This is a genomic window from Paenibacillus sp. FSL H7-0690, from assembly GCF_037980415.1.
Taxonomy (GTDB): domain Bacteria; phylum Bacillota; class Bacilli; order Paenibacillales; family Paenibacillaceae; genus Paenibacillus_AQ; species Paenibacillus_AQ odorifer.
Map to the genome: position 1 here is coordinate 4,160,383 of NZ_CP150281.1, position 25,728 is coordinate 4,186,110.

The window sequence follows — 25,728 nt, forward strand, 5'->3', positions numbered from 1 at the left end:
ATAATACGTTTAGCCCGTCCAGATAGTTCATTCGTTTGCAAATATTTTATTTTGAGATTTTCACCTCTAACGGGTGGGATAAAATTACGATTAAGTGCAACACGGTCCGTAAGGGCAAACAAACTACTTTGGGGACGTTGAGATAACTACTTGGGTGACGATGAGATAGCTAACTTTAGAACGCTAAGCGAACTACTTTCTAATCATTCTACTCCGGATCAGAAGCAATCTACCTTTGGTAGTGGCAGCCATTGCTACGTATCGGACCGAGGCGCCCTTATTTCGCAAATTCACGCTCTTTTCCACCCCGTTCGGACTCAGATGCAGCTATTGTGCCACATCCGCTCCTTTTTGCTGCAAAATCAGGCGAATAAGTGCTATGCAGTCCGTTACTTTGAAAAAAGGCACCAAAAACATCATTTAGCTGCAATACGGTCCGCAAGGCTAAACAAACTACTTTGGAACGGTAAACAAATTACTTTAGTGACGATGAGCTAACTACTTTGGAACGCTAAACAAATTACTTTAGTGACGATGAGCTAACTACTTTGGAACGCTAAGCAAACGACTTTCTAAGCATTCTACTCCAGAACAGAAGCAATCTACCTTTGGTGGTGGCTGCCATTGCAACGTATCGGACCGAGGCGCCCTTATTTCGCAAATTCACGCTCTTTTCCACTCCGTTCGGACTCAGATGCAGCTATTTTGCCATATCCACTCCTTTTTCCTGCAATTTCAGCTAGATAAGCGCTATGCAGTCCGTTACTTTGAAAAAAGGCGTCAAAAACACCATTTAGCTGCAATACGGTCCGTAACGGTAAACAAATACTTTGGAATGATAAGCAAATTACTTTGGTGACGATGTGATAGCTACTTTGGAACGTTAAGCAAACTACTTTGGGGACGGTGAGCTAACTACATTGGAACACTGAACAAACTACTTTCTAAGCATTCTACTCCGGAACAGAAGCAATCTACCTTTGGTGGTGGCTGCCATTGCAACGTATCGGACCGAGGCGCCCTTATTTCGCAAAATCACGCACTTTTCCACTCCGTTCGGACTCAGATGCAGCTATTGTGCCATATCCACTCCTTTTTCCTGCAAATTCAGCCGAATAAGTGCTATGCAGTCCGTTACTTTGGGAAAAGTCGCCAAAAACACCATTTAGCTGCAATACGGTCCGTAACGGTAAACAAATTACTTGGGTGACGATGAGATAGTTAACTTTGGAACGCTAAGCGAACTACTTTGGGGACGGTTGGCTGACAGCTTTGGAACGCTAAGCAGACTGACGATGAGCCAACTACATTGGAACACTGAGCAGACTGACGATGAGCCAACTACTTTGGAACACTGAGCAAACGACTTTCTAAGCAATCTACTCCGGATCAGAAGCAATCTACCTTTGGTGGTGGCAGCCATTGCTACGTATCGGACCGAGGCGCCCTTATTTCGCAAATTCACGCTCTTTTCCACTCCGTTCGGACTCAGATGCAGCTATTGTGCCATATCCACTCCTTTTTCCTGCAAATTCAGCCGAATAAGTGCTATGCAGTCCGTTACCTCGAAAAAAGGCGCCAAAAACACAATTTAGCTGCAATACGGTCCGTAAGGGTAAACAATTACTTTGGAACGGTAAACAAATTACTTTAGTGACGTTGAGATAGCTACTTTGGAACATTAAGCAGACTGACTTTGGTGACGAGGAGCTAACTACTTTCGAACGCTAAGCAAATCTTTGGTGACGGCGGGCTACACCCAAACCAAACAAAACTAACTCAACCAAAAAAAGCATTCACCCCCAAATTAGGATTGAATGCTCTTTTTCTAAATGTAAAGTCTACGCTGATGCGAACTGACTGTTATATAATCTGGCGTAATATCCACCGCTGGCTAGGAGTTGGTCATGCGTGCCACTTTCGACAATGTCTCCGTCCTTCATGAAAAGAATGAGATCCGATTCTCGAATCGTTGACAAACGGTGAGCAATTACAAAGCTGGTCCGACCTGCGATCATTTTTAGAAAAGCCTTCTGAATCCGTACCTCAGTCAGCGTATCAATACTGCTGGTTGCTTCATCCAAAATGAGCATAGGCGGATCTACGAGCATCACTCGTGCTATGGTAAGCAGTTGCTTTTGTCCTTGCGACAAATTATCTCCTGAGCCACTGATCTTTGTATCATATCCCTCAGGCAGGCGTTTAATGAAGCTATGAGCATTTGCAGCCTTAGCAGCAGCGATGACCTCTTCTTCGGTAGCCTCAGGTTTGCCGTAGGCAATGTTTTCTCTAATTGTGCCGCCAAAAAGCCAGGTGTCCTGCAACACCATCCCGAAATTACGCCGCAGACTGTCACGGGTAATCGTCTTGATATCCACACCGTCAATCTTGATGGAACCCTTATCCACATCATAAAAACGCATAAGCAGATTAACCAGTGTGGTCTTCCCCGCTCCCGTCTGCCCTACAATTGCAACCCGGGTACCTGGTTTCACTTCCAGACTGAAATCATTAATCAGAGGACGTTCAGGATTATAAGCAAAGGATACTTTTTCAAAGGTAATCGTCCCTTGGCTTGTATTCATAATTTTGGCGTCTGTTGCATCCGCTGGTTCAGGCGAGAGGTCTAGAATGGCGAAGATCCGCTGCGCTGATGCCGTTGCCGATTGAAGCTGCGTAATCACACCTGTAATTTCATTAAACGGCTTAGCGAACAAGTTAGAGAAGATCAAAAAGCTGGACAAATCCCCTACCGTCACAAGCCCGCGAATCACCATAACACTACCGATCATCGCGATAACAGAGAAGGTAATATTATTTACTAACCGGGTTGTCGGATTGGACAAGGAACCGTAAAATTGTGATTTCACACCAGTCTGGTACAAAGTCTCGTTTCGTTCTTCAAACTGGGTCAGTGCACGGTCTTCATAATGATAAGCAGTGACCACTTTTTGTCCGCCAATCATTTCCTCCACGTATCCGTTGAGACCGCCCAGAATTTTAGCCTGCTCCTTAAACATCTTCTGGGAGCGCATCGTAATGAATCTTGCCACAAAAAATGTAACGGGTGCTGACAGAAGAACAACTAGGGTCATTAAAGGACTAATGTACAACATAAGTACAATTGCCCCCACGATAGTGATGATCCCCGTGAGCAGTGTTGAGAAGCCTTGCAGCAGTCCATCAGAGACCGCATCCATGTCATTAACAAACCGGCTGATGCTGTCCCCTTGCGGGTGGTTATCATGAAATTTTAGCGGCAAAACATTTAATTTATCAAAAAGCTCCCGCCGTAAGTCATATACAGTCCGGTAGGCAATTCGATTAGTCAGGTAGGTAAGAAGCCATCCGAAAAAGCTGCCGACAATATACACCCCTGCCAGAATCAAAAGCAGTCTAAGTACGGCGTCAAAATCAACCTCTCCCGGCCCGATCATAAAATCGATGGCGCTGCCGATGAGCAGCGGGCCAATTAGACTGGCAATCACACTGAGTATTGCGCAGATTACTGCACCTATAGCTATTTTTTTATAATGCCCTGTGTATACAATTAGTCTTTTCCAAATGTTGTTTTTGTTCATTGGCCCGACTCCTCACTTGATAGCTGGGACAGGCAGATTTCTTTATACTCCTCACAACCACGCATCAGTTCCTCATGGGTTCCGACACCGGCGATCCGCCCTTCCTCAAATACCATTATTTTATCCGCTTGTCTTACAGTGCTTACCCTCTGCGAGACAAGGAGTACGGTCATTTCCTGGCTGCTCTCTTTGAGAGCCTTTCGAAGTGCCGCATCTGTGGAGAAATCCAGCGCACTGGAGGAGTCATCCAAAATAAGAATCGATGGCTTTCCTACTACTGCACGAGCTATGGTTAAGCGCTGCTTTTGTCCACCGGATAAATTTAATCCCCCACGAGATACTTGCGTATTCAACCCTTCGGGTAATTTACGTATAAACTCCTCCGCTTGAGCAATAGAGGCTGCCTGCATGATTTCTTCCTCAGTTGCATCTTCCTTGCCCCAACGTATATTCTCAGCGATCGTTCCTGTAAACAGCACAGCTTTCTGCGGTACAATCCCGATCTTCTCACGAAGCTGATGCAGCTTATAATCTCGGACATTCACACCATCCACTTTCACTTCACCTTGAACCGCATCATAAAAACGAGGGATCAAATTCACAAAAGTAGACTTACCTGAACCCGTACTGCCAATCAGGCCCACGGTCTCTCCGCGATTAATTACTAGAGATATATCCTCTAATGCCGATTCACCTGTCGTATTATACCCAAAGGATACGTGATCGAATTGTATAGCAGGGGCAGCAGGGGCAGCAGGGGCAGGGGCAGCAATCACTGCATTTCCTTCCTCAGACACGGAGACCTTAACACCCAGCACTTCATTTACACGATTAGCTGAGGATGAGGCTTTTGTAAAAATAATAACCAAGTTGGAGACCACTATCAGCGCCAGCAAGATTTGAGTGATGTAATTGATGAAGGCAATGATCTCCCCTTGAGACAATCGGCCCCCATCGATATGAATTCCGCCTACCCACAAAATAGCAATGATTGCCGCATTTACTACAAGTGTAGTCATCGGTCCAAGCAAAGCAGATATCCGCGAAACCCGGATCGCTGTAGTAGTCAAATCATCGGACGAAGCATCAAAACGTTCTTTTTCTGTACGTCTTTTGGCAAAAGCACGAATTACTCGAATCCCCGACAAATTCTCACTCAGTACGAGCGCAAGGGCATCCAGCTTCTGCTGGTATTTTCGGTACAAAGGAGCACTGCGGGTGATAATAAAATATAAAATAATGCCAAAAACCGGTGTTGCCGCTATTAGAATCAGCGATAATCTAAAATCCAAAATCATGGACATTAGGATAGCTCCGATGCAGATAAACGGCGCACGAATAACTAGACGAATTAGCATAGCCACAGCAATTTGCAGCTGGTTTACATCATTGGTAATCCGATTAATCAGTGTAGGCGTACCTAAGGTATCCAGCTCAGCATACGACAAAGATGTGATATGTCTAAACATCTTATTGCGTAGTGTCGTACCGAATCCCTGTGAAGCCCGGGCTGCATAGTATTGGCATACCATGGAGCAGCCGAAGCCAAGCAGTGACATCAGCACCATTAGGCCACCCATGCGGTAAACATAGGCGCTGTCATGATTACCAACCCCGTTGTTGATGATCAATGCGACAATGGTAGGCAAAATCAGCTCCAGAATCGCTTCCATCAGTTTGAAGATCGGTCCAATGATCGCTTCTTTTTTGTACGGCTTTAAATATACTGCAATTTTGAACAAATTCATCCACACCCAACATAAGAAGTATTTAACCACTTGAAATATGTATAAGAACAGTTATGATTATGGCATATCTACTCACATATTAATAATATTGGATTCGTATCGCTCCCATACGATTAGCATATCTAAAGTTCGGAGGATTTTTATATGGATATTAGACAACTTAAATATTTTATGGCGATAGCTGAGGAAGGGCAGATTACATCTGCAGCCAAAAAACTGCAAATGGCCCAGCCTCCGCTGAGCCAGCAGCTAAAGCTCCTAGAGGAAGAACTCGGTGTAAAGCTAGTGGAACGAGGTCCACGCAGCGTGCAGCTCACTGAAGCTGGAGCCATATTGCGGGACCGTGCCCAACAAATCCTGGAGCTGGCAGATTCCACTGCCCGTGAGCTCACTGATTTTGTCAAAGGTTTAAAAGGAACCCTAGCCATTGGTACTGTTTCTTCCTCTGGAGCTACGTTGCTTCAAGATCGGCTATGTGAGTTTCACAAAACGTATAGAGGTGTGAAGTTTGAGATTCATGAAGGAAATACCTTTAGAATCATTGACCTCCTGAATAAAGGTATTGTCGAAGTCGGGATTGTTAGGACACCCTTTAATGGTACAAATTTAGAATGTCTTTACACACAAGCTGAACCTATGATTGCCGTAATGACACCTGAGTATGACTGGAAAACGGATGAAAACTTTATTGAGATCGGTGAGTTAAAGGATAAGCCGCTTATTATCTACCGCCGTTTTGAGCAGCTTATCCGGGAAACATGTCTTGAGAACGGCTTTGATCCGCTGATTTTCTGTATGAATGATGATGCTAGAACAACACTGCTCTGGGCAAACGCTGGTCTTGGCATTGGAATCATCCCCAAATCCGCTTTCGAATTAACGAGTAACCGTAATTTGATCTATAAAGAAATCAGTAGTGAATCACTACGCACACGGGTCGCCGCCGTCTGGATTAAGGATAAATACTTATCATCATTGGCTTCCAAGTTTATTGAAAGCTTTAGGAATGGATAAATACCAGCTCTATTTATTCACTTGCTGTTGATCTAGCCTATCCTCTTCTTCTTTAATACGGCTAATATCAATTCGTTCAAACAATAATTGTAAATCAGTAACCTGTTGGTAAGGGGGCACCAAGCAAGGCTGCCAATTCGGTAGTTCTAACGACAGGAACCCCCTGATCTTGTCACAAGAGAACGGTAGAAACGGATGCAACAAATTCGCTAAGTTCGCAATAATCTGCACACATGTGTATATTGCAGAATCACAAGTAACCTGATCCTCTTTTATCTGTATCCATGGTTTTTGCAGATCGAAATACTGGTTTGCCTTGCGCACATAAGAAAAAATAAACTCCAGCGCATCTTTTAGATTCCCAGCCTCAATAAGTCGTCCTGATTCCAGATACAAGAGGTCGATATTGTCTTTCCACCCCTTATCTAATTGCCCATTTGGCACTTTCCCTTCATAAAACTTTTCTACAAAAGCCAATGAACGGTTCACTAAGTTACCAAATGCTCCAAGCAGCTCTCCATTATGGCTATAAATAAACTCTCTCCAGGAAAAATCCGTGTCCCGCTTCTCAGGTCCATTGGCAATTAAGAAATAACGAATAGAATCTGGCTGATACCGCTCTAAAATATCAGGTACCCAGACCGCCCAATTTCGGCTAGTGGAGAATTTCTGCCCTTCAAGGGTTAAATATTCGCTAGATATAATCCTGTCCGGTAAATGCAGACCTCCTGCTCCTAATAACACAGCCGGCCATATTAAAGTGTGAAAAGGAATATTGTCTTTACCATGCACATAATAAGCGGTAATCGCCCCTTTTTCCTCTAACCAAAAATCCTCCCAGCTTCCTCCGGACTGTGCAGCCCACTGCTTACTGGCTGATAAATAACCACTTACCGCCTCAATCCAAACATAAATTTTTTTATCTTCAAATCCAGCCACAGGAACATCTACACCCCAAGACAAGTCTCTTGTTACCGCGCGGTCCTGCAGCTCTTCTTGTAAATAACGTTTGGTCAGTTTTATAGCGTTTTCTCTCCAAAATTGTGCTTCCTCTACATATTCCGTTAATTCAGACTGAAAATTAGATAAGCTAAGATAATAATGTTCTGTCGGCCTTTCTGTTGGTGTATTCCCACATAATTTGCAGACTCTGTCTAACAAATCGGCAGGATCTAGAATCGTAGAACAATAATCACATTGATCCCCTCGCGCCCGCTCACCACATACCGGACAAGTCCCTTCCACATATCTGTCTGGCAAAAAGCGCTGATCCACCTCGCAGTAACATTGCGCAATGGTTTTTTTATATAAATGACCATTCTCTAGCAGCTTTGTAAACAACGCTTGCACAACCTTATGATGCTGCTGTTGATCCGTTCGAGTATATAGATCATAACTAAATCCCAGCTGTTCAAAACACTTCAGAAACTCTTCATGATATCTGCTTGCAAAAGCTCCCGGCGTAATCCCTTCATTCGCAGCCTGAACTGCTACGGGTGTGCCATGGCAATCACTGCCTGATACATATAATACGTTATCCCCTTTGGAGCGAAAATATCGTGCCAGCACATCCCCAGGCAACACACTTGATAATCTCCCCAGATGTAAAGATCCATTCGCATACGGCCAAGCGCCACCTATAAACACATTACTCATTAACCTTCTCCTCCTTTTTTTAGACAACAAAAAAACTCCCATCCACAAAGGACGAGAGTTCTACTCACGTGTTACCACCTAATTTTATAAATGCCTCATGACATTTACCTCTTCAGGTACGACGTTAATTAACGTTTATACCCTAGCACTGTAACGGATGCAGGTTCCGGCGCAGCCTACAACCCATAAGGTTTCGATGCGCAGCTCTGAGACCATATTCCCAAGGGTTTTCTTTACTCCTTTTCAGCGACCGGAGCTCTCTGTTGAAAGAATTGCCGTGGTACTCTTTCTCTTCTTTGCTTTTACATATTCAAGTTAGAGAAAATAATACTCAATTTGTTGTTTATTGTCAATGTGAAACATCAAGCTCACTGTAACTTTTCCAGTTAATCTCCGTCTTTTATATAAATACGTTACAAGGAGGTCCCTCAGTGAAAAAAGTAAATTTGCTTACACTCTCTGTTCTTTTACTAGCAGGAGTATGGGGTTGTTCCGATCTTAAAGTTAATTCTGTTCCCAAAAGTGAACCCTATACTTCCAAAGAAGCCATCAGTAGAGGGGATATTGTTTCTTTTGAAAAAGTGTACAACCTAGATAAATTCGAGAAATTTATAACTAATCTCTCCAGCAAAAAAGCAGACAATATACGCGTTACAAGTTACACAGATGAAGGCGATCCCATATTTAAGGATTTAAAATTTGACGGTAACGTGATTAATTACAGCTATGATACTTCTAATGATGCATTCGGTGGAAGCAACACAGGAGTCAGAACCGATACCTGCTCCGAAGTGACGAGTAAAAAAAGCACACAAGGTGAAATTATCTATTCGATCAGCGGTTGCACAAATAATGACTCTGAAATTGATTACTACCTTTTTCGCACAACAAAATGAAATACTGAAATAAAAAAGACCACCCAATCATAATACAATTGGATGGTCTCTGTACTTCATATTATTTCATGATTTTGCAAATATCATTGGTGAATTGAACAGGATCACTAACCTGTAGACCTTCGATCAACAGGGCTTGGTTGTACAGCAGGTTCGTGTATAAACCGAGCTTTTCTTTGTCGTTCTCTGCTGCCGCCTTCAAGGACTGGAACACTTCGTGATGGATGTTGATTTCGAGTACCTTATCCGCTTGCACCTCTTGGCCATTCGGCATCGATTTCAGGATTTTTTCCATCTCGATTGTCAGTTCACCTTCAGCAGAGAGACATACCGGATGAGTCTTTAAACGTTTGGAAGCTTTGACATTTTTCACTTTGCCGGACAGGATGTCCTTCATCGCTTCAAAAAGCTCCTTGTTTTCGTTCTCTTCCGCTTCCGTTGGCTTGTCCGCTTCGTCGGCTTCGATCCCCAGATCTCCGCTGGATACGGATTTAAATTCTTTTTCCTTATAAGACTGAATCATCTTGATCGCAAATTCATCAATATCATCAGTGAAGTAGAGAATTTCATACCCTTTATCCGATACAAGCTCGGTTTGCGGGAGCTTCTCGATTCTGTCGATCGACTCTCCGGAAGCATAGTAGATATATTTCTGATCTTCTGGCATTCTTGAGACGTATTCGTCCAGCGTAACCAGCTTCTTCTCCTTAGAGGAGTAGAACATCAACAAATCTTGAAGGGTGTCTTTGTGCATCCCATAATCGTTATAGACACCAAACTTAAGCTGTCTGCCAAAAGCATTATAGAACTGCTCATATTTCTCTCTTTCATCCTTCAGCAGGCTTTGCAGTTGGCTTTTCACTTTATTCTTAATGTTCTTAGCGATCAGAGTCAGCTGACGGTCATGCTGGAGCATCTCTCTGGAAATGTTCAAGGAAAGATCCTCTGAGTCCACCATACCTTTTACAAAGCTGAAGTAATCAGGCAGCAGATCCGCACATTTGTTCATGATCAGCACACCGTTGGAATAGAGCTCAAGACCTTTTTCATATTCCTTTGTGTAATAGTCAAACGGCGTATTTTCTGGAATGAACAGGATTGCATTGTACACTACAGCACCATCAGCACTGATATGAATATGTTTAAGCGGCTTATCGAAGCCGTAACGTTTCTCTGCATAGAAGTTATCATAGTCTTCTGTAGTCAGCTCGCTTTTGTTCTTGCGCCAGATAGGCACCATGCTGTTTACGGTTTGTTCTTGAATAACTTCTTCGAACTCGTTCTCCGTGCCTTCTTTTGGCTTTTGCTCCTTCACGTCCATTTTAATTGGGAAACGGATGAAGTCGGAGTATTTTTTAATGATGGATTTCAGGCGGTACTCTTCCAGATATTCATCATATTGATCTTCTTCCGTATTCTCTTTAATCTTCAAAATCACATCAGTGCCGACAGAATCCTTCTCGACAGTCTCGATGGTATAGCCGTCAGCGCCCTTAGACTCCCATTTAAAGGCCTCGTCACTGCCTAATGCCTTACTGATCACTATAACGTCATCAGCCACCATAAACGCAGCATAGAAGCCCACCCCGAACTGCCCGATGATGTTGTGGCCATCTTTAGCTTCGTTCTCTTTCTTAAAAGCAAGAGATCCACTCTTCGCGATTGTACCTAAGTTATTCTCCAGCTCCTCTTGTGTCATCCCGATACCTGTATCGGAAATCGTCAAGGTTCTGTTCGCCTTATCGGCGGTCACTTTAATATAATAATCCTCTTTATTGAAGACCAGGCCTTCATCAGCTAATGCTTTGTAATAGATCTTATCAATCGCATCACTTGCATTGGAAATCAGCTCACGCAGGAATATTTCCCGTTGTGTATAAATGGAGTTAATCATCATTTCCAGCAATCTTTTCGATTCGGCTTTAAACTCTTTTTTGGCCATGAATAAATAAATCTCCTTTCAAAATAACCTTCTTATCCAGCACATCGTGATTAGCACTCTTCTTAGATGAGTGCTAATTCTTCTTTTTATATAACATAAACTCATTTTCAATGTCAATATTTACAGCGACTTTCATTAAATAAAGCTGTATTTTGCATACAAATTTAGGATTTGATCGATAAATAACATTCAACTTGCACATAGGATGATTCTATGTTTTAAATAGATTAGATACATAAATTACAAATAAAGGTCTAGCATCTTCTCTGGAGGGATTCAAATGCATGAACAAGCACAGTCCATTGTAAATTCTTCAGCAACAAGTCCCATTAAGAATTTGATTGGCAGTGTATTTATCCCCGTACACGATATTGAAAAAGCCCGTAACTGGTATTGCCAAGTCCTAGGACTCCAAGAAGCAGATCATTCGATTATAAACGGTCATTTATGTCCGTTAACTATGCAAGGAAGCACTGGGATCATTCTGGACACCATGCCCATGTGGGGAGGTTTAGAGCCTGAAGGGGCTCCTCCAATTACAACACCTGCTCTTATGCTTATAACCGATGATCTGCAAGCCTCTTTCAACTATATAAAGGAGCTCGGTGTAAATATAGTAACCGAAATTCAAGATCAAAAATGGTTTGTAGTAAAAGACCCTGATGGGAATAAACTAATGATTTGCAAACAGCATTTGGATTAAAAATTGCAGTGGTTGTGATTTCCACTTCTTAGGGTGCATGAGAAGCTGCAGATCAAAATGAATTTCGGGATGAACAAAGGACAGCTCAGCCAAGCTTCCCCGTTCAATTTCTTCCTCTGCCACGATTTTGGGTAACAAAGCAATTCCAAGACCATTCATTACACAACGTTTAATGGCCTCCAGATTCGAAAGCTCAAAACCTATGCGGAATATGATCCCGTGCTCTTTTAACAAATTCTCGAACAAACTCCGGTAAATACAGCTTTCTTCCGAGACTATTAGCTCACAGTTATTCAGATCCTGTAGGGTTACCGTATCCATCTGGGCAAGCGGATGATGAATGGGAGCTATCAAAACAAGCGGCTCATCTCTGACGATCGTACGCTCAAGGATGGAATCCGCAGTGGTGCGATCCAACATTAAGCCTAGATCTACTTCGCCATCTTTTATTTTGGCAAGAAGATTAGCTTCCTGCATCGTTTGCAGATGAATATCCAGCTTCGGAAATTTAGTCCTTAGCTGCTGCAGGTAAGGAGGTAAATAAAAGGCCGCTAAAGAATCTATCGTCCCAATAGTTATCGTTCCTCCGATTTGCTGGGCGATGGTTTCTTTTGAACGATCATACAAATCCAAAATCTCCACGAACAGCTTCAATAACTCTTCTCCTGGCGGGGTAAGCCGCAGCTGACGGCCATGCCTCTCTATTAAAGGTACTCCATATTCCTTCTCTATCTTCTGTATCTGCATCGTCACACTTGATTGTGCATATCCCAATTCTTCAGCAGCTCGCGTAAAGCTCTGACGTTTAGCCACCTCGCGGAAGGTTCGTAAATAGGTTAAATCCATTACCTCACCCTAACATCAATATTTTTGATGATCCATATCATTTATTATAGCTAACGACGATGCTACTTTCCATGGTAAAGTGTATGTAGAGGAATTAAAATATTTTGGAGGCCGATAATTTATGCTTACAGAACAACAGATTTATGGAGTTTATGTCCCCGTGGTCACCCCGTTCAATGCTGCTGGTGAAGTTGATTTGGATTCGTATCAGCGTTATGTAAAGAACATTATTAACAACAGCATACAAGGTCTGGTCGTTAATGGAACCACCGGAGAATCGCCCACTGTAACCGTAAATGAAATGCAGCTTCTAGTAAACACTTCCCGTGAGCTTCTACAATCCACATCAATCCCCTTAGTAGTTGGTACAGGTACCAATGATACAGCCTCTACGGTTGCACGCACGGAAATTGCTGCAAACCTTGGTGCTGATTGTGCACTAGTAGTCGTACCTTATTATAGTCGTCCCTCACAAGAGGGTATCATTGCCCATTTCCGCAAAGCAGCAGAAGTAGGCATACCAATCATGGCTTATGATATTCCAAGTCGTACAGGTACGGCCATGACGGTAGATACTGCACGTACCATCCTAGAAATGAATAATGTTGTCGGTTTAAAAGACTGCTCAGGCAGTACAAAAATGGTTACAGAATTAGTCCGTACAGGTGCTAAACCTGTGCTTGGCGGCGATGATTCCCTCTTTTATGAAATGCTTAGCTGCGGAGCAGCTGGGGGTATGCTTGCTACTGCCAACGTTTTCCCGGCAGAATGCCTTCGTATCTTTGAAGCCTTTACATCTGGTCAAGTGGACTTTGCTAAAGAAAGCTTTGAACAACTACTGCCGATCATCCGCCTATTGTTCAAGGAATCGAATCCCGCTCCAATTAAATGGATGCTTAGCCAAAACGGCCTACTGTCCTCGGATACGCTTCGCCTCCCTATGACTTCCATCAGCGCAGGACTTCAGCAAGAACTGAGCCCCTATGTTCAGGACAATACAATTGAAGCAACCGCATAAATGAAATAACAACAGCCGTTGTACAGTGAGGAACTGTTTAGCGGCTGTTTTTTGTTGTAAATTATCAGGACATAAAACATAAAAAACCATCAGATTTACTCTGACGGTTTTTTTATTTTTACTATAGAAACGATACGCATTCAAACTAACTTATCTGCTGCTCGTTTTTTGTCTTCCTTTTGTGAACCACTCGGACTTTGGCTTCAATGGAGGGTTAGACTTAGGTTTTGCTTTAGCTGGTTTAGATGCCGCTGGTTTTGTTGCCGCAGGTTTAGCAGTTGCTGGTTTGGAATTCGACGGTCTGGAAGACGATGGTCTCGAAGCTGCTGCTTTCGAACCTGACGGTTTCGCCGAACGATCTGTCTTCATTTGCGTTTTACGAGACATCGGATAAGGATGGTCCTTAACTTCCGGAATCGATTTTCCAATCAATTTTTCAATATCTTTAAGGAAAGGAAGCTCTTCAGCTTCGCAAAAAGAAATTGCCGTTCCGCTCAATCCCGCTCTGCCTGTACGACCGATCCGGTGCACATAGGTTTCCGGAATGTTCGGTAAGTTGAAGTTGATTACGTGAGACAGCTCATCAATATCAATTCCCCGGGCAGCTATATCCGTAGCTACGAGAACACGAGTCGCACCGCTTTTAAAATTCCGCAAGGCGTTCTGGCGATCATTTTGAGATTTATTGCCGTGTATGGCTTGAGCAGCAATGTTCACTTTAGCCAGATCGCGGGTAACACGGTCTGCACCACGTTTGGTACGAGTAAACACCAAAGCTGAGACGATGGATTTATCCTGTAACAGCAGGTTCAATTGGTTTTGCTTATTTCCGTTCTCTAATAAATAGATCGATTGATTGATTCTATCCGCAGTAGATGACACGGGTGTGATTTCTACCTTCACTGGATTCACAAGCAATGTTTTGATCAATTTAGAAATCTCAGTTGGCATCGTTGCCGAGAAAAACAGAGTCTGCTTCTTCGTAGGCATTTTGGCGATGATTCGTTTCACATCATGAATAAAGCCCATATCCAGCATCCGGTCAGCTTCATCCAGAACTAAAATTTGTACATATTGCAGATCTACACGTTTCTGATTGATCAGGTCGATAAGTCTACCAGGGGTAGCAATAAGAATATCGGCACCTTGATTCAGTGCGCGCTCTTGCACTTTCTGTGACACACCGCCAACAATGGCAGCAGAGCGGATATCTGTATATTGGCTATACGCTTTTATGTTATCAGCAATTTGAATCGCTAGTTCTCTTGTCGGTGTTAAAATCAACGAGCGAATGCGTCGCACATTATTGGATTTGTTAGGGCTCGATTGTTCGCTTAGCAATTGAATAATAGGCACGGAAAATGCTGCTGTTTTTCCTGTTCCCGTTTGCGCGCATCCAAGTAAATCTCTACCCGCTAATACAGCTGGAATCGACTGCTCCTGTATTGGTGTAGGTGATGTATAGTTTTCTTTGCTTAAAGCCTTCAAAATTGCAGGCACAATATTCAGTTCATTAAATGTCATTGGGTCTCCTTAATTTCTAATACATATATTCTTAACAATAAATCCTTTTGTCACGTCATAAACCATAATCATAACACAATAAGTTACATAATAATAGATTTTCTTTATCATCACACCAATTTTCATTAATAATCCATTTCAGGATACCATCCGTTCTACTCTTACAGAAATTTTTTTACTAACCGTAAAATACTCCTCCTCAATTTATCCTGCGGCGTATCTTTTGAAGATCCTGTTGATCCTGTTGAGCCTGTTGATCCTGTTGATCCTGTTGAGCCTGTTGATCCTGTTGAGCCTGTTGAGACTGCTGAACCTGCTGAACCTGCTGAACCATCGGACTCAGACGCCCTTATTTTGAAAATTCGTGGATTTTGGAAATGCTATCGGACTCAGATGCAGTTATTCACACCTTCGAAGCCCAATTCAGTACAAATATAAGGCAATAAGAGCTATGCAGTCCTAAACCTTGGCAAAATAGATTAAAATGCTGAAATAGCTGCAATACAGTCCGATAAGTACAAGCCGTCGGGTAAACCACGCAATCCTTACAGCACGCAGATCAGACACGCAAACCTTAGAGCACACAGATCAGACACGCAATCCTTACAGCACACAGATCAGACACACAATCTTTACAGCATGCAGATCAGCCACACAATCCTTACAGCACGCCGATCAGACACACAATCCTTACAGCACGCAGATCAGACACACAATCCTTACAGCACGCAGATCAGACACGCAAAAAAAGCGGAGGATTTCTCCCCCGCTTCTTATCTTTGCTATAACTATGATGACTATTCTACGATTTCAGCAGTATCGCCGTTGTTGGCACCTGCAGCGTTAGCTTCGTCAGTGTCAATATGCATATCCAGTTTAAAGCTGTCTGATACGCGTGCAATTACGTTCTCCAATACGAGACCACGGTCGCCTCCGAGGCGAACTTTAAGCAATTGCTTATCAGCAATGCCCCAAGCTTCAGCTTCAGAAGTATGGAAATGAATGTGACGAGCGGCGATGATAACGCCTTGTTCCAATTCTACTTCGCCAGCAGGTCCTTTAAGCGTAATGCCAGGTGTTCCATCAATATTTCCAGATTCGCGAACTGGAGCTTTCACGCCAAGTGCGAAGGAGTCAGTACGGGAAATTTCTAATTGGGAAGCCGGACGAGCAGGTCCCAAAATTCTTACTTTGTCAAATTTACCTTTGCTGCCGATAACTGCTACTTGCTCATTTGCTGCAAACTGTCCTGGTTGAGAGAGGGGTTTGAACTCCGTTAGTTGATATCCTGGGCCAAACAAAGCCTCCACATGCTCTTGCGTAAGGTGAATATGTCTAGCCGACACACCTACGGGTACAGTCTTACTCATAGTAAAGTCACTCCTTGTATTTTCTCTAGTATCTGTACAAGCCATTAACCATTATACATCTTCTTAACCAAAAATAAAAAGCCCCACATCATAACGAGGGCCTTTTTTTCGACAATTCATACTTTTAGAGCAGGATTGTCATGATTTAGACACCTGAGAAGGTAAGTTTGTGCGCAGGTAGGAGACCGCATTCTCATATAACCAACCTTTTACGGAAGCTTCTGGATAGTAACGAAGCAGGTGCTCCGCGAGCTCAGGGTATTTTCCCGGATGCTCCATGTTCTCTACCCAAGTGTCAATACCGTCAAAATCCGAACCAAACATCATATGTTTCTCGCCACCTAGACTACATACATGATCAATATGCTTTAATAAATCATCCATACGAGCTTTTCCATCATCACATACAAACCACGGATAAAAGGTCAGGCCCATTCTTCCGTCCATTGCAATCAAAGCTTTAATCTGTTCATCATTTAAATTTCTAACATGCCCACAGATTGCTGCGGCGTTCGAATGGGAAGCTATAAACGGACGTGTGCTTAAGTCGGCTAGCTCCCAAAAACCTGCCTGAGACAAATGCGACACATCAAGCAGCATTCCACTGTCGTTGCACCATTCGATCAGCATTCGCCCTTTTTCCGTAAATCCGCCGTTGCGCTGCTCCAGAACACCGTCCGCTGCCCAATTGGCATAATTCCAAGTGATTCCCAAAAACCGCACGCCAAGCTCAAAGCAGAGCTGTGCATAAAACAAGTTCCCTTCTAGACCGTCTACACCCTCCAGAGAGAGCATTCCCCATGGGGATGCTCCAGCTGTTCGTTTTCCTACCTCCTCCTTCCAACGCAGCCACTGAAGGCTCTCTGCGCCTATTATTTTTTGCCGGAACAAATCAATTTGTCCTAAAACATTCTCAAAGCTAGGTCTTCCTCTACTTGCCGAAAGGTATATTGCAAAAATCTGCAATTCCACACCGCCCGCTACCAGCCGCTCTCCGGTAACATCCAGCCGAGGATCATTCTTAAAATCCATATCTGGTGATGCTTGCATTTTACTCAGCACATCACAATGAAAATCCGCAACCTGTAGCTTATCGGTTCTCATCCCAAGCCCTCGCTTTCATGCAGCCCTATTCCAGATTCTATGCTTAAAAACGCCAGACTATATACGAAAAGCAAAAAACCTGTTTACATAAGTAAACAGGTTCATCCGTTCTATGCTTCTATTATCTGGGTTCTACAATCAATTTAATCGCGGTTCGATCCTCTCCATCAATCACAATGTCTGTAAATGCCGGAATGCAGATCAAATCTACTCCGCTTGGTGCAACAAATCCCCGGGCAATGGCAACTGCTTTGACTGCTTGATTCAGTGCTCCAGCTCCAATAGCTTGTAATTCGGCCGATCCACGTTCACGAAGAACACCTGCTAAAGCGCCGGCGACGGAATTTGGATTGGATTTAGCTGATACTTTTAATACATCCATAGTAAGTACCTCCCCTGGGAAAATAATGGTGTTCTTCCACTACTTTAGATGTTATTCGCGAGAGAAGAAATAATTCCTTCTTTTTGCGGACTACTCTGGAGAAAATGGTACAATAGATACTCTTTTTCGATATAATAAATATCACACTTTACCCTTATTCGGCGAAATTACCCGGAAAATCACTTATCTTATCCTACTACTAGCTCATTACCCATTCATCTTCACGTAGCCGTATTTTCTCCAGACGGGTAGCCGCGCCAGTATTCTCATCTAACTCTGCAAATAAACCGTGAAGCTGCCATTTGCCTTCATCAACAACAAATCGTGCTGGAAGCTGTGTAGTGAACTTATAAAGTACTGCATCTCTTTCCATACCCAGAATCCCTTCGCTTGAACCAACCATGCCCGCATCGGTCAAGTAAGCCGTTCCACCCGGCAAAATCACATCATCATTCGTCTGAACGTGAGTATGGGTCCCTACTACAATTGATGCGCGACCATCCATGAAATAGCCCATGGCGATTTTCTCAGAGGTAACCTCTGCATGGAAATCAACGAGAATGCATTTATGATCTCTACGTAGCTCTTCCACAATTTCTTCACCCACACGGAAAGGACAATCAATCGCAGGCAAAAATGTACGACCTTGCAGGTTAACTATAGCTAGCTCTTTGCCGTTACCTTTAACAACTGTATATCCTCTTCCCGGTGTTCCTGGAGGAAAATTAGCAGGACGGATAATCCGGGCCTCATCGTCGATAAACTCGAAGATGTCCTTGTTGTCCCATGTGTGATTACCCATGGTGATTCCGTGAACGCCCCAGTTAAAAAATTCATTTGCGATCGCTTTAGTAATACCTCTACCGGCAGCAGAATTTTCACCGTTAACTATGATTATATGTGGTTGATATTTGCTTTTTAATGAGGGCAACATCTCCCGAAGTGCCTTCCTGCCTACACTACCTACGATATCTCCAATGAATAGTACTTTAATGTTTCTCTCCTCCTAATCTTAACCTCTGCATCTAGCGGAAAAGTCTTCATATTTAAAAGAAAAAAGGCCCCGCTTAGGGGCCAATTTTCATCAAATATAAGAAAGTATAAGTTATATCTTATCCTTTAACCTTATATTCCTAGCAGAAACATATACCAGGAAACGATCATAAATATCGTTATTTCCGAAGCGTATGTTATCTACTTATTGCCTATTTAGCGTATTCGACAGCCCGTGTCTCACGAATAACGGTAACCTTGATATGTCCTGGATAATCCAGTTCACTTTCAATCATCTTCGTAATATCGCGAGCAAGACGGAATGCCTCTGCATCGTCAATCTTCTCTGGCTGTACCATCACGCGCACCTCACGGCCCGCTTGAATAGCAAATGATTTCTCAACGCCTTCGAATGACTCTGAGATTTCTTCCAGTTTCTCTAGACGTTTAATATACGTTTCCAGTGTTTCACGGCGAGCACCAGGTCTAGCAGCCGACAATGCGTCAGCGGCACCAACCAACATAGCAATAACCGAGGTAGCTTCGCAGTCTCCATGATGAGATGCGATACTGTTGATAACAACCGGATGTTCTTTATATTTCTTCGCTAGTTCAACGCCGATCTCAACATGCGAACCTTCCACTTCATGATCCAGCGCTTTGCCGATATCATGGAGTAATCCTGCACGTTTTGCAAGCACGATGTCTTCCCCAAGCTCACCGGCCATCAGTCCTGTTAAATAAGCAACCTCCATGGAGTGCTTCAATACATTTTGACCATAGCTTGTACGGAATTTCAGACGCCCCAGAATCTTGATCAAATCTGGATGCAAACCGTGAACGCCCACTTCGAAAGTAGCTTGTTCACCATATTCCCGAATCCGTTCGTCCACTTCTTTGCGGGATTTCTCCACCATCTCTTCAATACGAGCGGGGTGAATACGTCCATCAGCCACCAATTTCTCAAGTGCCGTACGGGCCACTTCACGGCGGATTGGATCAAATCCTGACAAAATAACTGCTTCCGGCGTATCATCAATAATGAGGTCGATACCTGTAAGAGTTTCCAAAGCACGAATATTACGGCCTTCACGACCGATAATCCGACCTTTCATCTCTTCATTCGGCAACGTAACAACTGAAACCGTTGTTTCCGCTACGTGATCAGCTGCACAGCGTTGGATAGCGAGTGTGATGATTTCACGGGATTTCTTATCCGCTTCTTCTTTCGCCTGCTGTTCAATTTCTTTGATCATTTGTGCCGTTTCATGGCGAACTTCTTGCTCAACATTGCTAAGAATGATACTTCTTGCATCTTCGATGCTTAAATTGGAGATACGTTCCAATTCAGTGACTTGGTTTTTGTAAATAACATCAATTTGCTGTTGGGTTTCATCAATTCGTTTCTCTTTGTTAGCTACTTGTTCTTCTTTTCTTTCAAGCGATTCCATTTTTTTATCCAGAGATTCTTCCTTTTGCAGCAAACGTCTCTCTTGCCGTTGGATTTCATTCCGACGTTCACGAGTTTCTTTCTCAGCTTCAGTACGGATTCTATGGACTTCGTCCTTAGCTTCCAATACTGTTTCTTTCTTCAGCGCCTCAGCGTCCTTCTTCGCATTCTCAACGATGACAACGGCTTCTCTTTCTGCGCTTTGGATTTTAGCTTCTGCAAGGGATTTACGAATAAAATAACCGAACCCAAAGAATATTGCAGCTACAACGAGAACGATAATGACCCAGATCCATGATTCCAGCATCTGTTCACCTCCTCGTTGGTTCCTCTCCAAGGTATATCCCTGGGAATTGTGCAGTTGTTTAACTATCCGTTCATCACCATACAAAAAACCGGTAAACAACCGATTGCCATACTGCACATGCTGCACATGCACACTGCCCGCCTTATCCGGCGATTACATTTCATATGAGTTGTACGTGAACCGTTTAAAACAGTCTCCTTTTTGGGAAGGAAAAAGGATTCTAATTTTATGCCGATTCATGTTATATTTTATTATTTATAAAAAGACATTGTCAAGAGAGTCGATATACGCATTAATGTCAAGAGAATCAGTGATTCTAGTAAAACTCCTCATCTTCACCTTCATAATTGTCTTCCGCAAGTAAAGTATTGATCACTTGGCGAACCATATCGCCCGAAAATCCACGGCGCATAAGGAAGGCTCCAGTCTTTCTTCGCTTATCTGAAGCTTCTCCACGGATGAGATTCCATTTCTTGCGCCCAGTTTCGAGTGCACTCTCCAGCTCTTGTTCAGGAGTAATATTCTCCAAAGCTTCCGATATAAGGGTTTTGTCTATCCCTTTCTCACGTAGCTCTTGTCGAATCCACATCTTCCCTTTCCGCTGGTTCGCTATTCGTTGCTCTGCCCATTGCTTAGCATATAAAGGGTCATCAAGAAGTCTTTCCTCCTGCAGCCGCTGCACCACTTCCGCAATAATAGTCTCTCCTATTTCCTTCTGGCGTAAACGGCGAGTCATTTCCATAGCGGTGCGTGGTTTACGTTCTAGATAACGGAGGCCTTCTACATAAGCTCGTTGACGCTCATCAGCTACAACAATTTCCACCAAATCAGCCTTCATAAAAGAATTACCAGTAATCATTCGATATTTAATCATGACGTCCTCGTGCACAGTCATGTTATATGCTCCGAAATGTATGATATAACGGTGGTCAGATTTCTTTTGACGTTCTACTTTAGTGATCTCTAAGAGTTCTCCTTCAGGAAAATCAGATAACACCTGCTCATCTTGTTCTTCTGCTTCAAAATCCAGTTGTATTACCATAGTTGTTTGTCACCTCGTAGCAATAGATCGGTTATCGTCTTACTTTCGTTACTTGTTAAGAAAAGACACCCTGCAACAATCAATCACAGGGCGTCCTATTGCTTAATATACTATTCGATTTCGAGAAGCAATTTCTCTTCTTCTTCTTGCTCTGCAATAATATCTTCATTCTTCGGCGCAGCAACAATAGTGGATAAATTACTTGCTTCACGGATCTTATTCTCAATAATAAGGGCAATATCCTGATGTTCCTTCAAAAACTGTTTAGCATTCTCACGGCCTTGACCGAGACGCTCGCCTTCGTAGGAATACCATGCACCACTCTTATTCACGATATCCATTTCAGTACCGATATCTACAAGACTTCCCTCTTTGGAAATCCCTTCACCGTACATAATATCAACATCAGCCTGTTTAAAAGGAGGGGCTACTTTATTCTTCACAATCTTGATCTTAGTACGGTTACCAACCACATCGTTCCCCATCTTGATGCTCTCTACGCGACGTACATCTAAACGTACAGAAGAGTAGAATTTCAATGCACGACCACCCGGAGTTGTCTCAGGGTTACCGAACATAACACCGATCTTCTCACGAAGCTGGTTGATAAAGATAGCGATCGTATTGGATTTGCTAATGGCACCAGAAAGCTTACGAAGTGCTTGAGACATCAAGCGAGCCTGCAATCCGACGTGGGAATCACCCATATCGCCTTCAATTTCAGCCTTAGGTACCAAAGCAGCAACGGAGTCAACGACAATAATATCAACGGCTCCACTACGAACGAGTGCTTCGGCGATTTCCAGCGCTTGTTCACCCGTGTCTGGCTGAGAAAGCAGCAACTCATCGATATTTACGCCCAAGTTACGTGCATATTTCGGATCAAGCGCATGCTCGGCATCGATAAATGCAGCTTGTCCGCCTTGTCTTTGCACTTCTGCAATAGCATGAAGAGCAACTGTTGTTTTACCTGAAGATTCCGGTCCATATACTTCAATAATACGTCCCTTTGGAAGTCCGCCTATACCTAACGCAATATCAAGTGCCAAAGATCCGCTAGGTACAACTTCCACTTGCATATGCGTGGATTCTCCCAGTTTCATTACCGAACCTTTACCAAATTGTTTTTCTATTTGACGAAGCGCCATATCAAGCGCTGCACGACGATCTGACAATCAGACCACTTCCTTCACTGTTTATAGTAATATAATAACGTGTTTTTAAGGTCTTGCCAAGCTTTTTTTCGAACATACATTCGTTTTTTTTGTCTTGGGCGTTATTTATCCCTTTTATTGTAAGCCTCCCTCCGGAGATAGAAGTTAATTAAATTCCCCACTTCACCGGACATCAACGACTTATGATCATGAGTAGTCATCGTGATCAAAATCTCTGCAAATATACAAAAAACCGCAGCAAAGAAATCTCAGTGCCACGGTTCTTCCGTATGTGTTTATTATAACTGGGCTAATCTCCCATTACAAGTCTGAACCCTCAAGAGGTGTCTCCACCTTGCGTTCCTCAAGTCTCCGCCACAGACGATACAGCAGAGCCTTTACAGTACGCAACCGGATATTTTCCCGTGTACCTTTAAGATTAAGCTCATAGACCTCTGTCTTACGTCCCCGTTCAGCCAAGCCGATAAATACAAGTCCAACAGGCTTGCGCTCAGAATAACCCGGTCCAGCCACACCCGTAACAGATAAGCCGAAATCGCTGTCTGCAATCATTCTCACTTGGTCAGCCAACACCTCGGCAACTTCTCGACTTACGGCTCCAGGAGCATTGGGTCCCTCCAAATAAGCACTTGGCACATTCAGTAGCTTTTTCTTTAGGTCATTCGAATAGCAGACGATTCCGCCGGCAAACATCGATGCACTGCCTGGAATATTTGTTATGCTCTCCATCAGCAAACCTCCGGTGCAGCTCTCTGCCGCACTTAAGGTCAGGCCGGCATCCGCCATCCAATCCACAATCAATTGCTCCAGCGGCACATCAATGTTCGCATACAAATGTTCCGGCAAAATCTCCTTGATTTGTTGTTCCAGTATCTCCAGCTTTTTTGTAGCTTCATGCTCAGAAGGGGCCTTTGTCGAAATACGAACAGTTACCTCTCCCTCTTTGGCATACGGAGCAATCGTTGGATCAGTCTGACTGCGAATCAGTTCGATGAGCTTGTCCTCCAGCAGTGATTCTCCGATGCCGGCAAATTTGAGCATTTTTGAATAAAGCGGTGTTTCGTTCGTCAAGGCGTGCTGCTGTAGCCACGGTACTGCTTTATCAACGAACATCGGTTTCATCTCACGAGGTGGACCTGGAAGCACAATATAATATTTCTTCTCATGCTCAAAAGCAATCCCAACCGCAAGACCGATTTCATTCGGCAACGGTGTAGTTCCTTCAATTATAAGTGCCTGTTTGCGGTTATTTTCGGTCATAACGATCTTACGATCATCAAAGAAACGTTGTACATGATCCATCGCCAAACGATCAATATGGAGCGTTCTACCTAGCGATGCAGCCAGTGCGTCTTTAGTCAGATCATCCTCAGTGGGGCCAATTCCGCCCGTAAAGATAATAACGTCAGCCCGACTCTGAGCGATCTCGATGGCTTGCTGTAGGCGGCTGCTGTTATCACCGACAACGGTTTGAAAGTATACATCGATCCCGATGGCAGCTAGCTCGATAGACAAAAACTGGGCATTACTATTCACGATTTGACCGAGCAAAAGCTCTGTCCCTACTGCAATAATCTCCGCTTTCATACCTGGCTTTCGCCTCCTCGTTATAATGTAGGTACACTGCTTTTGGATTTCAAAAAAGGTAATAGGTGCTTCACCTATTACCTTTCCTTGTATATCCAGCTTACATGCTTACGCATTATGCAGCTGTAGCAGATCCTTATTCTTCACAAAATAATCAATTCCAGAATAAATAGTGATCAGCGCTGCGGCCCAAATAGCAATATCGTCTACAGGAATACTGACAAATTGAAATGGGAAATTATTCAACAACAGCAGTGAGATCGCAACAATTTGTACAACCGTCTTTATCTTGCCCCATTTGCTGGCGGCAACCACTTTTCCCTCTAGCAATGCAATCTGGCGAAGTCCGGTGACTGCAAACTCACGACTGATGATTACAATAGCAATCCATGAATCGCATCTGCCCAGCTCCACAAGTGAAATCAGAACTGCAGATACCAGCAGTTTGTCCGCAAGTGGATCAAGGAGTTTACCGAGATTGGTGACCATATTATATTTCCTAGCAATGTAGCCGTCTATTCCATCCGTGCTGGCCGCAAGCAAAAAGATTACAGCTGCTACCAAATGATTAACAGATAGCTGAAACGAGCCCCAATGTATCGGTTCTGGATAAAAACTGAAATCCACCAGTAAAAAAAACATCATAATCGGGATCAGGCAAATACGAGCTAGCGTGATGCGGTTGGGCAAATTCACTGAAGTTTTCCTCCCCTAAATCGTTCATACAAATTGCCTAAATCAGGCTAATCCATTTCTACTTAAGCAAGTATATTATAGCAATAAATAGGTGTCAAAAAAACAGAAAGCACCCCGCGTTGTTAGTGCTAATAAGCACTGCGGGGCACAAAATTCTATTTCATGTTCATGAATTGTAGATCCAGCGGCAAATCAGCTTTACGCAAGATCTGAATAATCTGCTGCAAATCGTCGCGGCTCTTACCGGTCACACGAATTTGATCCCCTTGGATCTGGCTCTTCACCTTTAATTTTGAATCACGGATCAGAATATTAATCTTTTTCGCATTCTCCTGATCAATGCCTTGCTTAAGCCCTAAACGTTGACGTACAGATCCCAGGGAGGCCGGTTCTACTTTACCGAAATCCAGATTTTTTAGGGTAATGCCTCTTTTCACCATCTTTGATTGTAAAATATCAATAACAGCGTTGAGCTTATATTCGTCTTCAGAGGCGATTATAAGTGCGTCTTTCTCCAGCTTCAGACTGCTTTTGCTGTTCTTAAAATCAAAGCGGTTGTCGATCTCTTTCTCTGTTTGGTGAATAGCATTCGTTAACTCCTGCATATCCATTTTGGATACAATATCAAATGAACATTCTGAACTCATTAAACTCCACGTCCTTTATACAATTAGTCTGCTACTATTATAAGAGA

General features: G+C 43.3%; 20 protein-coding genes and 1 other annotated feature. Of the genes, 4 read left to right on the forward strand and 16 right to left on the reverse strand.

Going from position 1 to position 25,728, the window contains the following annotated elements; all coding sequences use genetic code 11:
• Positions 1-1,841: 1,841 nt before the first annotated feature.
• Complete coding sequence (locus MHI32_RS18270; RefSeq protein WP_076218623.1) at positions 1,842-3,581, reverse strand: ABC transporter ATP-binding protein; 1,740 nt, start codon at positions 3,579-3,581, stop codon at positions 1,842-1,844.
• Positions 3,578-5,323 (reverse strand): ABC transporter ATP-binding protein, encoded by a 1,746-nt coding sequence (locus MHI32_RS18275; RefSeq protein WP_076307760.1) that lies wholly within the window; start codon positions 5,321-5,323, stop codon positions 3,578-3,580. Before MHI32_RS18275 ends, MHI32_RS18270 begins: the two co-directional genes overlap by 4 nt.
• Before the next feature lie 150 nt (positions 5,324-5,473).
• On the opposite strand from MHI32_RS18275, the gene MHI32_RS18280 reads away from it, so the two are divergent.
• A complete protein-coding gene (locus MHI32_RS18280) occupies positions 5,474-6,343 on the forward strand; it encodes a LysR family transcriptional regulator (protein ID WP_076182582.1) in 870 nt (289 codons plus the stop codon).
• A 9-nt stretch (positions 6,344-6,352) separates the two neighbouring features.
• On the opposite strand, the gene metG is transcribed toward MHI32_RS18280, so the two are convergent.
• Positions 6,353-7,999 (reverse strand): methionine--tRNA ligase, encoded by a 1,647-nt coding sequence (metG, locus tag MHI32_RS18285; protein ID WP_076179896.1) that lies wholly within the window; start codon positions 7,997-7,999, stop codon positions 6,353-6,355.
• A 44-nt stretch (positions 8,000-8,043) separates the two neighbouring features.
• Positions 8,044-8,305: a binding site (T-box leader), on the reverse strand.
• 125 nt (positions 8,306-8,430) lie between these two features.
• Here metG and MHI32_RS18290 point away from each other — a divergent pair.
• Positions 8,431-8,895: a DUF4362 domain-containing protein gene (locus tag MHI32_RS18290; protein ID WP_076307733.1), complete on the forward strand. Its 465-nt coding sequence runs from the start codon at positions 8,431-8,433 to the stop codon at positions 8,893-8,895.
• A 61-nt stretch (positions 8,896-8,956) separates the two neighbouring features.
• Here the strand turns inward: MHI32_RS18290 and htpG are convergent, their stop codons facing one another.
• Positions 8,957-10,837 carry a molecular chaperone HtpG gene (gene htpG / locus MHI32_RS18295; protein ID WP_076127889.1) on the reverse strand — a complete coding sequence of 627 codons (1,881 nt, stop codon included), beginning with the start codon at positions 10,835-10,837 and terminating at the stop codon, positions 8,957-8,959.
• Positions 10,838-11,117: 280 nt separating this feature from the next.
• Between htpG and MHI32_RS18300 the strand changes: the two genes are divergently transcribed.
• Positions 11,118-11,540: a VOC family protein gene (locus MHI32_RS18300; RefSeq protein ID WP_076179899.1), complete on the forward strand. Its 423-nt coding sequence runs from the start codon at positions 11,118-11,120 to the stop codon at positions 11,538-11,540.
• Here the strand turns inward: MHI32_RS18300 and MHI32_RS18305 are convergent.
• A complete protein-coding gene (locus MHI32_RS18305) occupies positions 11,511-12,386 on the reverse strand; it encodes a LysR family transcriptional regulator (protein WP_340010484.1) in 876 nt (291 codons plus the stop codon). The two genes, MHI32_RS18300 and MHI32_RS18305, sit on opposite strands and share 30 nt — an antisense overlap.
• Positions 12,387-12,507: 121 nt before the next feature.
• Between MHI32_RS18305 and dapA the strand changes: the two genes are divergently transcribed.
• On the forward strand, positions 12,508-13,404 hold the full coding sequence (gene dapA, locus MHI32_RS18310) for a 4-hydroxy-tetrahydrodipicolinate synthase (protein ID WP_076179900.1): 897 nt from the start codon (positions 12,508-12,510) through the stop codon (positions 13,402-13,404).
• A gap of 150 nt (positions 13,405-13,554) precedes the next feature.
• On the opposite strand, the gene MHI32_RS18315 is transcribed toward dapA, so the two are convergent.
• The 11 genes from MHI32_RS18315 to MHI32_RS18365 all read right to left on the reverse strand — a co-directional run bounded on the left by MHI32_RS18315 (position 13,555) and on the right by MHI32_RS18365 (position 25,681).
• Positions 13,555-14,928, reverse strand: coding sequence for a DEAD/DEAH box helicase (locus tag MHI32_RS18315; protein WP_340010486.1), 1,374 nt, complete (start codon positions 14,926-14,928; stop codon positions 13,555-13,557).
• A gap of 797 nt (positions 14,929-15,725) precedes the next feature.
• Complete coding sequence (locus MHI32_RS18320; RefSeq protein ID WP_036688383.1) at positions 15,726-16,298, reverse strand: phosphate propanoyltransferase; 573 nt, start codon at positions 16,296-16,298, stop codon at positions 15,726-15,728.
• A 138-nt stretch (positions 16,299-16,436) separates the two neighbouring features.
• Positions 16,437-17,402, reverse strand: coding sequence for a membrane dipeptidase (locus tag MHI32_RS18325; protein ID WP_076182593.1), 966 nt, complete (start codon positions 17,400-17,402; stop codon positions 16,437-16,439).
• A gap of 121 nt (positions 17,403-17,523) precedes the next feature.
• A complete protein-coding gene (locus tag MHI32_RS18330; RefSeq protein WP_019910496.1) occupies positions 17,524-17,784 on the reverse strand; it encodes a stage V sporulation protein S in 261 nt (86 codons plus the stop codon).
• Between the two features lie 199 nt (positions 17,785-17,983).
• Positions 17,984-18,778, reverse strand: coding sequence for a TIGR00282 family metallophosphoesterase (locus MHI32_RS18335; RefSeq protein WP_076100408.1), 795 nt, complete (start codon positions 18,776-18,778; stop codon positions 17,984-17,986).
• Positions 18,779-18,989: 211 nt separating this feature from the next.
• Positions 18,990-20,531, reverse strand: a complete 1,542-nt coding sequence (gene rny, locus MHI32_RS18340; protein WP_036689085.1) for a ribonuclease Y — start codon at positions 20,529-20,531, stop codon at positions 18,990-18,992.
• 319 nt (positions 20,532-20,850) lie between these two features.
• Positions 20,851-21,576 (reverse strand): RecX family transcriptional regulator, encoded by a 726-nt coding sequence (locus tag MHI32_RS18345; RefSeq protein WP_076127881.1) that lies wholly within the window; start codon positions 21,574-21,576, stop codon positions 20,851-20,853.
• A 110-nt stretch (positions 21,577-21,686) separates the two neighbouring features.
• Positions 21,687-22,751 (reverse strand): recombinase RecA, encoded by a 1,065-nt coding sequence (recA, locus tag MHI32_RS18350; protein WP_076127879.1) that lies wholly within the window; start codon positions 22,749-22,751, stop codon positions 21,687-21,689.
• Between the two features lie 300 nt (positions 22,752-23,051).
• A complete protein-coding gene (locus MHI32_RS18355) occupies positions 23,052-24,338 on the reverse strand; it encodes a competence/damage-inducible protein A (RefSeq protein WP_036688393.1) in 1,287 nt (428 codons plus the stop codon).
• A 108-nt stretch (positions 24,339-24,446) separates the two neighbouring features.
• A complete protein-coding gene (gene pgsA, locus MHI32_RS18360) occupies positions 24,447-25,034 on the reverse strand; it encodes a CDP-diacylglycerol--glycerol-3-phosphate 3-phosphatidyltransferase (protein ID WP_036688397.1) in 588 nt (195 codons plus the stop codon).
• Between the two features lie 155 nt (positions 25,035-25,189).
• Positions 25,190-25,681, reverse strand: coding sequence for a YajQ family cyclic di-GMP-binding protein (locus tag MHI32_RS18365; RefSeq protein ID WP_076127877.1), 492 nt, complete (start codon positions 25,679-25,681; stop codon positions 25,190-25,192).
• Between the last annotated feature and the right edge of the window lie 47 nt (positions 25,682-25,728).